This is a genomic window from Marinobacter sp. MA (genome assembly GCF_048298425.1).
Lineage (GTDB): Bacteria > Pseudomonadota > Gammaproteobacteria > Pseudomonadales > Oleiphilaceae > Marinobacter > Marinobacter salsuginis.
The window spans coordinates 2,651,202-2,663,282 of the sequence record NZ_CP103058.1 but is presented as its reverse complement, the minus strand read 5'-3'; the positions used below and the strand labels follow the sequence as shown (position 1 = coordinate 2,663,282).

Here is a 12,081-nt window from a genome sequence, read left to right as displayed (position 1 = left end):
AGATCTGTCTGTAACGCTCTGGTGGCGGATAAAAACAATACAAATCATGGGTTTAAGATGTGTGGCTCGCAAATTGCTGAGGCCATGCGTCTCGAAAAACCAACTGATGTTCGGAGAAAAGACAATGAGAAAGACGAAATCGATTGCCCTGGGGATTGCTCTGGCCGTAGGTACCTTCTCGGCTACTGGGGCCATGGCAGCCACCACTCTGGAGAACGTCAAGGAGAAGGGGCACCTGCAGTGTGGTGTTACCACAGGTCTTCCGGGATTCTCCCAGCCTGACGAAAAGGGCAACTGGACCGGTATCGATGTTGATACCTGCCGCGCCGTAGCTGCAGCGATCTTCGGGGATGCCAGCGCGGTCGAGTTTACGCCGCTCACTGCCAAAGAGCGTTTTACCGCACTGCAGTCCGGTGAAATCGACATGCTCTCCCGGAACACCACCTGGACGTTGACCCGTGACGCCTCGCTGGGCCTCAATTTTGCCGGGGTTAACTACTACGACGGCCAGGGTTTCCTGATCAACAAGGATATCGGGGTAGACGATGCGCTCCAGCTCGACGGAGCTTCGATTTGTATCCAGGCCGGTACAACCACCGAACTGAATCTCTCCGATTATTTCCGTGCCAAGGGGATGGAATTCAAACCCATCGTATTCGACACCTCCGAGCAGACTGTGCAGGGCTTCTCTGCCGGACGCTGTGACGTGTTGACTTCCGACCGTTCCCAGCTGGCAGCTTTGCGCTCCAAGCTTCAGGATCCGAGCGCCGCAAAAATCCTGCCTAACACCATCTCCAAAGAGCCTCTTGGCCCCGTTGTCCGTCAGGGCGATGATCAGTGGTTCAACATCGTCAAGTGGGTGCTTTCAGTGCAGATCAACGCTGAAGAACTGGGCGTAACAAGCGCCAATGCTGACGACATGCTGAAGTCTGATAATCCGAACATTCAGCGCCTGCTGGGTACGGATGGCGACATGGGCGCCAAGCTTGGCCTGCCTGACGACTTCGGTCACAAGGTTGTGAAACTGGTCGGTAATTATGGCGAAATGTACGACCGCAATGTGGGTCCGGACACACCGCTCGGTCTGGATCGGGGTATCAACGCCCTGTGGACCGATGGCGGCATCATGTATGCCCCGCCAGTCCGGTAACACCTGAAAGCACACCGGGGCGCCTCGCAAGCGGCGCTCCGGTGATCTCTGATGAAGTCAGCTGCAGGGAAGCCTTTCGGAACATTGCATGAAAAAACAAACAATTGATTCAAGACCTGCGGGGCCCAAGCCCTGGTATGACCCCCGGGTACGTTCACTCTTTTTCCAGGTTGTCGCCATAGCCCTCGTTTTCTGGGCTGGCTGGACACTGGTAGAAAACACGCTCGCCAACATGGAGAGCCGGGGCATCAGCACCGGTTTCGGCTTTCTTGATGAGACTGCAGGTTTCGGCATCATCATGAGCCTGATCCCTTACGATGCCACCATGACCTATGGCCGAACCTTCTGGGTTGGCCTGACCAATACCCTCCTGGTCTCCGCAATGGGCATCGTTGCTGCAACGATTCTCGGATTCATCATCGGCGTGGCCCGTCTGTCCAGTAACTGGCTGGTTGCCAAGGTGTCCCTCGTTTACATCGAGGTCATCCGGAATATCCCGTTACTGCTGCAGATCTTTTTCTGGTATTTCGCCGTTCTGGGCGCCTTGCCTTCGCCGCGCCAGAGTATCGATGTGGGCGGTACCATGTTTCTCAACAACCGCGGGCTTTATGTCCCGGAACCCCTGGCACAGGACGGTTTTGGGCTGGTCTGGGGGGGCTCTGGCAATCGCCATTGCCGCCGTTGTTGGCATTCGAATCTGGGCCAAAAAGCGGCAGCTGGCTACTGGCCAGATCTTTCCCACCTTCAAGGTTGGTGTTGCACTACTGGTCCTGTTGCCGGCAATTGCCTACTTCGCCGCAGGCAGCCCGCTCGAATGGGAAGTACCCGCACTAAGGGGCTTCAATTTTGGTGGTGGTATTACCATCATTCCTGAGCTTGCCGCCCTGTGGGTGGCATTGTCGCTGTACACGGCCAGTTTTATCGCAGAGATAGTCCGGTCCGGTATCCTGTCAGTGAGCAAGGGCCAGACGGAAGCGGCCAAAGCGCTGGGACTCCCTAACGGACTTACGTTGCGCCTGGTTGTGATACCGCAGGCCATGCGCGTCATCATCCCGCCATTAACCAGTCAGTACCTGAACCTGGCGAAGAACTCATCCCTTGCGACGGCCATCGGCTATCCGGATCTCGTTGCAGTCTTCATGGGCACCACCCTTAACCAGACCGGGCAAGCGGTCGAGGTTGTAGCTATCACCATGGCGGTTTATCTCACGATCAGCCTCTCGATCTCGCTGTTCATGAATATCTACAACCGGGCTGTGGCGATTAAGGAGCGATGATGACTGAGTCAACCATGAAACCACCCAAGAAGGCGCTCAGTCCGATCAAGTGGATGCGAGAGCACCTGTTCTCAACCTGGTACAACGCCTTGCTGACCCTTGCCGTTGGCTATTTGCTGGTGACCAGTGTCGGCCCCCTGCTGAACTGGTTGCTGTTCGAAGCGAACTTCCAGGGCCAGGATGCGAGTGACTGTACTGGCGCGGGCGCCTGTTGGCTGTTTATAAGTCAGCGTCTGAATTTCTTCATTTACGGGTTCTACCCCGATGAGCTTCAGTGGCGTGTGGACGCCATGTTCTTGCTGCTGGCCATTGCGTTTGTACCCCAGTTCATCGAGCGGTTCCCTGGCCGCAAATGGCTCGGGATTTTCGGCATGACTGGCTTGCCCATCATCGGGTATTTCCTGATACCTGGCGGCACGTTCGGCCTTGAGGTTGTCGAGAGCACAAAATGGGGCGGCCTGATGCTGACCCTGATTCTCGCCTACATCGGCATCCTCGCCTCTCTGCCTATTGGCATTCTACTGGCCCTTGGACGGCGCTCGGAGATGCCGATCATTCGTGGTCTGAGCGTGGTGTTCATCGAGGTCTGGCGGGCGGTGCCCCTGATCACAGTGCTGTTCATGGCCTCGGTGATGCTGCCGCTATTCCTGCCTGAAGGCGTCAACTTCGAAAAGCTGGCGCGGGCCCTGATTGGTATCACGCTCTGGCAGTCTGCTTACATGGCGGAGGTCATCCGGGGCGGTCTGCAGGCCATTCCTCGCGGCCAGTATGAGGCAGCTGATGCCCTCGGGCTCGGCTACTGGCGGAAGATGGGGCTCGTTATTCTTCCCCAGGCGCTGAAAATGGTGATTCCGGGAATCGTGAATACCTTCATTTCACTGTTCAAGGACACCACGCTGGTTCTGATTATCGGCCTCTTCGATGTGCTTGGTACGGTCCAGTCCACTGTGACTGACCCCGCGTGGCAAAACGTTGCGATCGAAGGCTATGTCTTTGTCGCTTTCTGTTTCTGGGTCTTTTGCTTCGGCATATCCCGCTACAGTCAGAACCTTGAACGCAAACTCGACACCGGTCATAAAACCTGATGGGTAATCCAATGACAGAACAAACCCAGACATCCAACGTGACGTCCTCCGGGCAGGGCGACACCGACAAGAAACCCGATATCATCCGCGTGGAAGGGATGCACAAGTGGTACGGGGATTTTCACGTATTGAAGGACCTGAACCTGACAGTGGCCCAGGGCGAACGAATTGTTATCTGCGGGCCGTCCGGCTCCGGTAAATCGACATTCATTCGATGCATTAACCGGCTGGAAGAGCATCAACAAGGCAAAATCATCGTCGACGACGTTGAGCTGACGGATGATGTGCGCCAGATCGATACGGTTCGCCGGGAAGTCGGCATGGTATTCCAGCATTTCAACCTGTTCCCTCACCTGACCGTGCTCGAGAACTGTTGCCTTTCACCGATTTGGGTCCGCAAGATTCCTCGTAAAGAGGCGGAAGCGACGGCCATGGAGTATCTGGAGAGGGTAAAGATCCCCGACCAGGCTCTCAAATATCCCGGACAGTTGTCCGGCGGCCAGCAACAGCGGGTTGCGATTGCCCGAGCCCTGTGCATGAAGCCGAAAATCATGCTGTTCGATGAGCCAACGTCGGCGCTGGATCCCGAAATGATCAAGGAAGTGCTCGATGTCATGATTGAGCTAGCCGGCAGCGGCATGACGATGCTTTGTGTAACCCATGAGATGGGCTTTGCCAAAACCGTGGCCGACAGGGTCATCTTCATGGATGGTGGTGAGATTGTGGAGGAAGCACCACCGCACGAGTTTTTTACAAACCCGCAGGAAGCTCGGACCCAGAAGTTTCTCCAGCAGATACTGGCGCACTGAAGCAAAGGGCAAAAAAAACCGGGCATTTGCCCGGTTTTTTTATAACGGTTGTTTCTTCAGCTCTGGCTCTTTGCCAGGTTCCGCCTCGAGCCACCAGACGTTCTTGTCCCAGTCGCCCAGGACAATCCGCTTTGCCGGCAAGCCGTTGGCAATGAGCTCATGCACGGCGGGGCGGTGGGTGTGGCCATGAATCATGTGCTGGACACCGTGGGCTTCCATATCCTTGATCACTTCCTCCGGCGTTACGTCCATGATGAACTCTTCCTTGCCCTGATTTTTCGCCATGCTGATTTCCCGCAGCTGGCGGGCCATCTGCTGGCGGTCCTCAAGAGGACGCTGGAGTATCATCTGTTGCCACTGAGGGTTGCGCATGTTGGCCCGGAACTTCTGGTACTCCACATCGGCCGTGCACAGGCTGTCGCCATGCATGAGGAGGGTAGGGGTGCCGTGCAGATCGATTACCGTGGGGTCGTCCAGAAGGCTTGCGCCGGCCCGCTTGCAGAAATCCTCACCAATCAGAAAATCCCGATTGCCGTGCATCAGGAAGATGTCGGTGCCGCTATCCCTCAGTTTGCGCAGGGCAGCAGCAATCTGTTCCTGGAGCGGCGTGCGTTCGTCATCGCCGATCCAGGCCTCGAAGAAATCACCGAGGATATAGAGCTGATCAACGCCGCTGGCTGTCCCGTCGAGAAACCCCAGAAATGCCTCAGTAATATCCGGGCGGGATTCCTCAAGGTGAAGGTCTGAAATAAACAGCGTGGTCACGCGTCCTCCAGAACCTCAGCCTTTTCGATAACCACGTCATCGGCAGGCACGTCCTGGTGGCCCGCTCGCATGGTGGTGCGGACCGCGCGGATTGCGTTGACCGTGTCCATGCCCTCGACAACCTTGCCGAACACGCAGTAGCCCCAGCCTTCCGCGTTTTTGGCGGTGTGGTCGAGGAAGCCGTTATTCTCAACGTTGATAAAGAACTGGGCGGTAGCGGAATGCGGGTCCATGGTACGTGCCATGGCGATGGTGCCCTGCATGTTGCTCAGGCCGTTATCGGCTTCGTTCTGGATGGAATCGCGGGTTTTGCGCGGCGTCATGCCGGGCTCGAAGCCTCCGCCCTGAATCATGAAATTGCTGATCACACGGTGAAAAATAAGGCCATCGTAAAAACCGTCGCGAACGTACTGTTCAAAATTCTTGGCGGTTTCCGGTGCCTTGTCATAGTCCAGTTCCAGCTTGATGTCACCGTAGTTGGTTGTCAGCAGAATCATCAGGTTTTCCTGTTCAGAAAGGTTAGGTACGTTACAGGACCCATTGTACTCAAGAGTTTCCTGCTATGCATGAGTCCGGCAAGGATTTGTGAGTATAATACGCGGTTTAAGATTCACTCCCCTTTTAACAGAGATTGTATGAGCGCCGAGTCGAAGAAAGCCCACAACTTTATCCAGAGCCTGATCGAAGACGCCATCGCCAGCGGAGAGCATACCGGCAAGGTGGTCACCCGATTCCCGCCGGAGCCCAACGGTTACCTGCATATTGGTCATGCCAAATCGATCTGCCTGAATTTTGGCATCGCCGAGACCTTTTCCGGCGACTGCAACCTGCGGTTTGACGACACCAACCCGGAAAAGGAAAACCAGGAATACATCGACGCCATCAAACAGGATGTGGAGTGGCTTGGCTACGAGTGGGCCGGGGACGTTCGTTATGCCTCGGATTACTTTGATGCTCTCTATGAATTTGCCGAGGAACTGATTACCCGGGACAAGGCCTATGTGTGCGCCCTGACAGCCGACGAAATGGCTGAGTACCGCGGAAGCCTGAAAGAGCCTGGCAGAAACAGCCCCTACCGGGACCGCCCGGTGGAAGAGAGTCTGCAGATGTTCCGCGACATGCGGGATGGCAAGTACCAGAACGGTGAGCTGGTGCTGCGGGCCAAGATCGATATGGCCTCGCCGAACATCAACATGCGGGATCCGATTCTTTATCGTATCCGTTACGCAGAGCACCATCAGACCGGTAACAAATGGTGCATCTACCCGATGTATGACTTCACGCATCCGATTTCAGACGCCATGGAGGGGATTACCCATTCCCTGTGCACCCTGGAATTCGAGGATCACCGGCCGCTGTATGACTGGGTTCTGGATAACATCTCCGGCCCCTGTCACCCACGCCAGATCGAGTTTGCCCGTCTGAACCTGAATTACACCATCACCTCGAAGCGCAAGCTCAAGCGACTGGTGGATGAGGGCGTGGTTGATGGCTGGAACGATCCCCGGATGCCAACCATTTCGGGCATGCGCCGGCGCGGTTATACGCCGGAGTCCATCCGCACCTTCTGCGACATGATTGGCGTGAATAAGGCTGGCGGTACCGTGGATGTGGGCATGCTGGAGCACGCTATTCGCGAAGATCTGAACACTCGTGCGCCGCGGGCGATGTGTGTCATGCGCCCGCTGAAAGTCACACTGACCAATTACCCGGCCGACAAGAGTGAAACCCTGATCCTGCCGGTTCATCCGCAGGACCCCGATATGGGCGAGCGGGAAGTGCCCTGGACCCAGACGCTTTTTATCGATCGGGAAGATTTTGAAATGGAGCCGCCGCGCAAATGGAAGCGGCTGGCGCCGGATCAGGCGGTGCGTCTGCGGGGCGGTTACGTGATGACCTGCCGCGAAGTGGTTCGTGATGACAACGGTGAGATCGTGGAGCTGAAATGCGAGTACGATCCCAACACCTTGGGTGTCAATCCCGAAGGCTACAAACCCAATGGCGTGATTCATTGGGTGTCTGCCACCGATAGCGTGGAGGCGGACATTAATCTGTACGACCGCCTGTTCAACCATGAGTCCCCGGACAGTGACAAGGAAGGTGATTTGATGGATCACCTGAACCCGGAATCACTGGTGGTCCTGAAGGGTGCACGGGTAGAGAAGAGTCTTGCTGCACCCCGTACGGATCTTCCGTACCAGTTCGAGCGGGAAGGCTATTTCTTCTGCGATCAGGCCCATACCGAGGCTGCCGGTCGGCCGGTGTTCAACCGCACGGTTACGCTCAGGGATTCCTGGGGTAAGGGGGGCAAGTGATCCGCATCTACAACACGCTGACCCAGCAAAAGGAAGAGTTCCGGCCGATTGAGCCGGGCAAGGTGCGGATGTATGTCTGCGGGATGACCGTCTACGACTACTGCCACCTGGGCCATGCACGGGTGCTGGTGGCCTTTGACGTGATTACCCGTTACCTGCGCCATCGCGGCTATGACGTAAACTACGTTCGCAACATCACCGATATTGACGACAAGATCTTGCGCCGTGCGGATGAGAACGGTGAGCCCTATAACGAGCTTACCGACCGGATGATCAGGGCGATGCACGAAGATGAAGCCCGTCTTGGTGTGCTGTCTCCGGACGAAGAGCCCCGGGCGACTGCGTACATTGACGAAATCATCGCGATGATCCATAAGCTGATTGCCAGTGGCCACGCCTATGCGGCGGATAACGGTGATGTCTATTTTGCCGTTGATTCCTTCGAGGAATACGGCAAGCTCAGCAAGAAAAAACTGGAGGATCTGCTGGCGGGCGCGCGAGTTGACGTGCAGGAAGCCAAACGCAGTCCGGCGGATTTCGCGTTGTGGAAAGCGGCCAAGGCAGGGGAGGTCAGCTGGCCCTCGCCCTGGGGCGATGGTCGTCCCGGCTGGCACATTGAGTGCTCGGCGATGTCCACATGCTGCCTGGGGGATACGTTTGACATTCACGGCGGCGGGCCGGACCTGTTGTTCCCGCACCACGAGAACGAGATTGCCCAATCCGAGTGTGCCACTGGCCACACCTTTGTGAACACCTGGATGCACGCGGGCGCCATCCGGGTGAACAAGGAAAAGATGTCCAAGTCTTTGGGCAACTTCTTCACCATCCGCGAGATCATGGAGAAGTACCCGGCGGAAGTGGTCCGTTACTTCCTGGTGTCCAGCCATTACCGCAGCCAGGTGGACTACTCCGAGGAAAATCTGGCCGAGGCCGGCCGCACGCTCACTCGGCTGTATCATGCCCTTAGAGGCATCGTGCCCGCCAAGGCCGCCGATGTGCCGGAATCCGAGCATGATGAGCGGTTTGCCGAGGCGATGGACGATGATTTCAATACTGCGGGCGCCATTGCTGTCCTCCACGCGGTTGCCAACGAAATCAACCAGCACCGTCGCGATGGTCGCGAAGAGGATGCCAAACGTAGTGCGGCGATTCTGGTGAGGCTCGGCGGTGTCCTGGGGCTGTTGCAACAGGACCCCGAGGCGTTTTTCCAGGCGGACACCGGTGGTGAGCTCAGCGCCGCAGACATTGAAGCGATGATCCAGGCCCGGGCCGATGCCCGAAAGGCGAAGAATTTTGCCGAGGCCGACCGGATCCGCGACGAGCTACTCGAGAAGGGTATTATTCTGGACGATTCCCGAGAGGGGACGAGCTGGCGTAAAGCCTGAATTTCCGGGAGATGCTGGTTGGTCAGACCAGTTTTGCGCGTGCAGGCATGATCTTGTAAGGATTTTCCCTTACAATGCGGCGCTCAAATTAGAATGCCCTCTCAAGATGAAGGGGGAGTCGGGAAACGTAACCCACTGAGGCAGACAACGATGACAGAACGCGTACAAATCGGCGGCATTCAGGTCGCAAAGAATCTGTATGATTTCGTGAACAATGAAGCGATCCCGGGCACAGGGGTCGATGCCGATAAATTCTGGGCAGAATTCGACAAGATCGTGAACGAGCTGGCGCCACGCAACCGCGAGCTGCTGGCCAAGCGTGATGCGATCCAGGAAAAAATGGACAGCTGGAACCGTGATCACAAGGGTCAGAAGCTGGACATGGCCGAGTACAAGTCCTTCCTGAAAGACATCGGTTATCTCGTTGACGAGCCTTCCGAATTCAAGATCTCCACCTCCAATGTGGATCCGGAAGTGGCCACCATGGCCGGCCCGCAGCTGGTGGTTCCGATCATGAACGCCCGGTTTGCGCTCAACGCGGCGAACGCGCGCTGGGGTAGCCTGTACGATGCCCTTTACGGTACCGATGCGATCTCCGAAGAAGGCGGCGCCGACAAAGGCCGTGGTTACAACCCGGTTCGCGGGGCCAAAGTTATCGAGTGGGCCCGTAACCTGCTCGACAGCTCCGCGCCGCTGGCCTCAGGCAGCCATAAAGATGCTGCCAAGTATCTGGTTGAAGGTGGCAAGCTGGTCGTCAAGCTGCAGAACGGTGAGACCACCGGTCTGAAAGACGAAGCCGGCTTTGTTGGCTACACCGGTGCTGCCGACGCGCCCACCGGCGTGCTGCTGGTCAAGAACGGCATGCACTTCGAAATCCAGATCGACGCCAGCCACCCGATTGGCAAAGACGACGGCGCCAACGTCAAAGACGTTCTGATGGAGTCTGCACTGACCACCATCATGGATTGCGAAGACTCGGTAGCGGCCGTGGACGCTGACGACAAGGCACTGGCTTACCGCAACTGGCTGGGCCTGATGAAGGGCGATCTGCAGGAAACGTTCGAGAAAGGCGGCGAGCAGCTGACCCGCAAGATGAACGCTGACCGCACCTACACGGCAGCCGACGGCAGTGAGCTGAGCCTGAAAGGCCGCAGCCTGATGTTTATCCGTAACGTCGGCCACCTGATGACCAACCCCGCCATCTTGCTGAAGGACGGCAACGAAGTGCCGGAAGGCCTGATGGACGGTCTGATCACGTCGCTGATCGCCATTCACGACATGAAGGGCAATGGCAAGTTCCAGAACAGCACCAAAGGCTCCATGTACATCGTGAAGCCGAAGATGCACGGACCGGAAGAGGTGGCGTTCACCAACGAATTCTTCGGCCGTGTTGAAGATGCGCTTGGTCTGCCGCGCTTCACCCTGAAGGTCGGCATTATGGACGAGGAGCGTCGTACCACGGTTAACCTGAAAGCCTGTATCCATGCCGCCAAAGAGCGCGCCGTATTCATTAATACCGGCTTCCTGGACCGCACCGGTGACGAGATCCATACCTCCATGGAATTGGGTCCGTTTATCCGCAAGGGCCCGATGAAGCAGGCAACCTGGATCAACGCCTACGAGCAGTGGAACGTGGACATTGGCCTGGAAACCGGTTTCCGTGGTGTTGCCCAGATTGGTAAGGGCATGTGGGCCATGCCTGACCTGATGGCCGGCATGCTGGAAGCAAAAATCGGCCATCCGAAGGCCGGCGCGAACACAGCCTGGGTTCCGTCTCCCACGGCGGCCACGCTGCATGCTACTCACTACCACCAGGTGAACGTGGCTGATGTCCAGAAGCAGCTGGAAAGCCGCACTCGTGCAGCACTGGAGGACATCCTGACAGTGCCTGTAATGGATGATCCGGCCTCCCTGAGTGCCGAAGATATCCAGCAGGAACTGGACAACAATGCCCAGGGTATCCTCGGTTACGTTGTTCGCTGGATCGATCAGGGCGTTGGCTGCTCCAAGGTACCTGACATCAATGATGTGGGCCTGATGGAAGACCGCGCCACGCTGCGTATCGCTTCCCAGTTGCTGGCCAACTGGCTGCATCATGGTATCTGCTCCGAAGAGCAGATCATGGAAACCATGAAGCGCATGGCTGCGGTGGTCGACAAGCAGAACGCCGGTGATTCGGCCTACCGCCCGATGGCCGGGAACTTTGATGACAGTGTCGCCTTCCAGGCAGCGCTGGATCTGGTTCTCAAGGGCCGCGAGCAGCCCAACGGCTACACCGAGCCGCTGCTGCACGCCTACCGTCTGAAGGCGAAAGCCAAGTACGGACAGTAAGCGCTACGCATAAAAAAACCCCGCCTCGGCGGGGTTTTTTGTGGCTTGCTGGATTAGGCGGAGCCGTAATCCAACACCTCGGCTCAGTCCTTGTGCAGGACGTCCGCGGCATACAGTGTATTCTGTAGCAGGGTGGCAATGGTCATCGGCCCGACGCCACCGGGAACCGGTGTGATGTAGGCGGCGCGCTCTGAAGCCGCTGCGAAATCTACATCGCCATGCAGCTTTCCGTCTTCCATCCGGTTGATGCCCACATCAATCACCGTCGCTCCCGGCTTTACCCAGTCGCCCTTGATCAGGCCGGGCTTGCCGACTGCAGCGACCAGGATGTCGGCTTCCCGGACAAACTTCTCAAGATCTGGAGTGAAGCGGTGACAAACCGTTGTCGTGGCACCCTTTAGCAGTAGTTCCATGCTCATGGGACGACCGACAATATTGGAAGCGCCGACAATCACGGCATGCTGGCCCTTGTAAGGCGTATCAATGCTGTCGAGCAGGGTGATAATGCCAGCCGGTGTGCATGGGCGCAGGGTAGGCTTGCGCTGCATCAGGCGGCCGATGTTATACGGGTGAAAGCCGTCGACGTCTTTGTCCGGGCGGATCTTGACCAGAATCGGGTCTGCATCCAGATGAGCCGGCAATGGAAGCTGTACCAGGATTCCATCTACGGTCGGGTTTTCATTCAGCTCATCAATCAGCGCCTCAAGTGCTTCCTGGGAAGTGTCTTCCGGCAGATCGTATGAGAGGGAGAGAATTCCGGCCTGGTCGCACGCCTTGCGTTTGTTGCCCACGTATACATGGGATGCGGGATCGTTGCCGACCAGTACCACGGCCAGCCCGGGGGCTCTCAGGCCTTGCTGGGTTCGTGCTTCCACCCCTGCGGCGACTTGCTGTCTTACTTCGGCGGCAATCTCTTTTCCGTTGATCAGTTTGGCGGTCATGTCTCGTCTTGTCGGTTGGGCAT

At 57.1% G+C, this 12,081-nt stretch carries 9 protein-coding genes and 1 pseudogene; 7 read left to right on the top strand and 3 right to left on the bottom strand.

Going from position 1 to position 12,081, the window contains the following annotated elements; translation table 11 throughout:
- Nucleotides 1-124: 124 nt before the first annotated feature.
- From NUW46_RS12320 to NUW46_RS12305, 4 genes and pseudogenes are all read left to right on the top strand, one after another.
- Entirely contained in the window at nucleotides 125-1,150 is a 1,026-nt protein-coding gene (locus NUW46_RS12320) for an amino acid ABC transporter substrate-binding protein (protein WP_291906986.1), read from the top strand.
- Between the two features lie 103 nt (nucleotides 1,151-1,253).
- Nucleotides 1,254-2,427: pseudogene (locus NUW46_RS12315) on the top strand (amino acid ABC transporter permease).
- Nucleotides 2,427-3,512 carry an amino acid ABC transporter permease gene (locus NUW46_RS12310; protein ID WP_069183293.1) on the top strand — a complete coding sequence of 362 codons (1,086 nt, stop codon included), beginning with the start codon at nucleotides 2,427-2,429 and terminating at the stop codon, nucleotides 3,510-3,512. Before NUW46_RS12315 ends, NUW46_RS12310 begins: the two are co-directional and overlap by 1 nt.
- Nucleotides 3,513-3,610: 98 nt before the next feature.
- Nucleotides 3,611-4,321, top strand: a complete 711-nt coding sequence (locus tag NUW46_RS12305) for an amino acid ABC transporter ATP-binding protein (protein ID WP_227514516.1) — start codon at nucleotides 3,611-3,613, stop codon at nucleotides 4,319-4,321.
- A 39-nt stretch (nucleotides 4,322-4,360) separates the two neighbouring features.
- On the opposite strand, the gene NUW46_RS12300 is transcribed toward NUW46_RS12305, so the two are convergent.
- Both NUW46_RS12300 and NUW46_RS12295 read right to left on the bottom strand, forming a co-directional pair.
- Nucleotides 4,361-5,086, bottom strand: a complete 726-nt coding sequence (locus tag NUW46_RS12300; protein ID WP_418140220.1) for a UDP-2,3-diacylglucosamine diphosphatase — start codon at nucleotides 5,084-5,086, stop codon at nucleotides 4,361-4,363.
- Nucleotides 5,083-5,583 carry a peptidylprolyl isomerase gene (locus NUW46_RS12295; protein ID WP_069183295.1) on the bottom strand — a complete coding sequence of 167 codons (501 nt, stop codon included), beginning with the start codon at nucleotides 5,581-5,583 and terminating at the stop codon, nucleotides 5,083-5,085. The genes NUW46_RS12300 and NUW46_RS12295 overlap by 4 nt, the downstream gene beginning before the upstream one ends.
- A gap of 138 nt (nucleotides 5,584-5,721) precedes the next feature.
- Here NUW46_RS12295 and NUW46_RS12290 point away from each other — a divergent pair, with 138 nt between their 5' ends.
- From NUW46_RS12290 to NUW46_RS12280, 3 genes are all read left to right on the top strand, one after another.
- Nucleotides 5,722-7,401 carry a glutamine--tRNA ligase/YqeY domain fusion protein gene (locus NUW46_RS12290; protein ID WP_136631965.1) on the top strand — a complete coding sequence of 560 codons (1,680 nt, stop codon included), beginning with the start codon at nucleotides 5,722-5,724 and terminating at the stop codon, nucleotides 7,399-7,401.
- Nucleotides 7,398-8,786, top strand: a complete 1,389-nt coding sequence (gene cysS, locus NUW46_RS12285; protein WP_418140219.1) for a cysteine--tRNA ligase — start codon at nucleotides 7,398-7,400, stop codon at nucleotides 8,784-8,786. Before NUW46_RS12290 ends, cysS begins: the two co-directional genes overlap by 4 nt.
- A 150-nt stretch (nucleotides 8,787-8,936) precedes the next feature.
- Complete coding sequence (locus NUW46_RS12280; RefSeq protein ID WP_153637430.1) at nucleotides 8,937-11,117, top strand: malate synthase G; 2,181 nt, start codon at nucleotides 8,937-8,939, stop codon at nucleotides 11,115-11,117.
- Between the two features lie 83 nt (nucleotides 11,118-11,200).
- Here the strand turns inward: NUW46_RS12280 and folD are convergent, their stop codons facing one another.
- The gene (gene folD / locus NUW46_RS12275; RefSeq protein ID WP_069183299.1) at nucleotides 11,201-12,058 is read right to left on the bottom strand and encodes a bifunctional methylenetetrahydrofolate dehydrogenase/methenyltetrahydrofolate cyclohydrolase FolD; all 858 of its coding nucleotides are present in this window, start codon (nucleotides 12,056-12,058) and stop codon (nucleotides 11,201-11,203) included.
- Nucleotides 12,059-12,081 lie beyond the last annotated feature (23 nt).